The sequence below is a fragment of the Ancylomarina sp. genome (assembly GCF_041555295.1).
GTDB lineage: Bacteria > Bacteroidota > Bacteroidia > Bacteroidales > Marinifilaceae > Ancylomarina.
Window position 1 is genome coordinate 1 of the sequence record NZ_JBFFKR010000472.1, and the last position, 1,554, is coordinate 1,554.

At 38.2% G+C, this 1,554-nt stretch carries 1 protein-coding gene; it reads left to right on the plus strand.

What is annotated here, in order from left to right; translation table 11 throughout:
• Positions 1-454: 454 nt before the first annotated feature.
• Positions 455-1,554: hypothetical protein (locus ABY905_RS17195; protein ID WP_372646119.1), on the plus strand; the 1,100-nt coding region annotated here is incomplete at its 3' end.

Consider the following 1,554-nt stretch of genomic DNA (forward strand, 5'->3'; position numbering starts at 1 on the left):
ATTTTGAATTTAAACTACCTGATTTGTCAATGGATAAGATTTCGGACTTATCAAAAATAGAATTCCCGGATTTGTCAAAAGAACTGCCAACAATTGAGCTGAAGAAAAAGCGAAGTCCTGCGAAGAAGAAAAAGGAAAAATGAAGCTAAATAAAAGTACCAGCGCCCAATATTTTATCTAAGTAAGGCAGGGAATATGCTAAACATTATGAGATTCCAATTGGGCTTTTGGAGAACAGATCAATTAGGATGAGATAACTTAGTCGTGCCTCCCTGTAACGACAATAAACAGTAAAGGCTGCCAACCCCCTATTGGCAGCCTTTCTTATGTTTGTCCTTCTCTTGTGAGAGGCTTAAAAACAAAGCATCAATACCTGTACTAAAAAACAGAAATTTAATTGATAATAATTTAACAAGATGTGTTAAATTGGTTGTTCGAAAAAACAATCCCTATCATGAAAAAATTCTACGACATACACATGCATGCTTTCGATTTAAGCCACCCCAATTTGTTGGCTTTTATTAAACGAGAAGGTCTCCTCGACAAAAAGACCATAAGCGATGCTATTCTCAATAATTTTAAATGGCATATGGGGCTGGGTTATTCGTTTAAGTGGTTGTTCCCGGGTTATATTAGAAAGGTGATTGAAAAAAAAATTGACAATGAGCTTCTTCAGGGTTATCTGCCCCGAATCGTAAACACCCTCTCCATTTTTGAGAATCCAATTGAATACCAGTTTCTTATTCTCGACTATTTTCTTAAAAATAAAGAGGCCATCGTCAGTTCCTCTAATCAACTAAAAATTGAGAATGAGGTATACGATAGCATTGTGCTCTGCCCTTTGCTGATGGACTTTGGTAAAAAGAACATAGAATACAGCAAAGAGGTTTTTTACGACCAAACGCCAAAAAAACCTATAAAAAAGCAGGTCGAAGATGTTTTGAATGCCATCCGCATTTACTATACACATTCCTTAATTAAGAATGAGGAAAATAGAATGCAACTGGTGAAAGATGATGTCGTAAAAGATAAGCTTTTCGAGATATACCCTTTTATGGGATTAAATACAGCGAATTACACAGCCGGGAAGTTGGAAGCCTTATTAGATAAATTTTTCTCGGGCTACGAAAACGATACGCCCAAGTCGCGACAGGTAAATTTAAAAGAGAAGCTAGGCCAGTTCAAAAATAATCTTGATGATGAGACTCAGGACTTCACCTACTTTTTTGCTGGTATTAAAGTTTATCCCCCACTGGGTTTTAACCCTTGGCCAAAAGAAGATAGCGAGGAGCTTAAGAAGGTCGAGGATCTATACAAAACCTGTGTGGAAAGAAGGATTCCAATTATGACACATTGCAGTGGAGGTGGCTTTTCTGTCTTTGCTAAGGAACAAGCCCGAGAGCTAAGCAATCCTGCCAAGGGCTGGTCGGAGGTTTTGAGCCAATACCCCAATCTCAAGTTATGCTTTGCTCACTTTGGCAGCCTAAAGGGTGATGACAACCAGCCATTAGCTACCTGGCGTAAAACAATAATTGAACTCACCCAGAAATACGA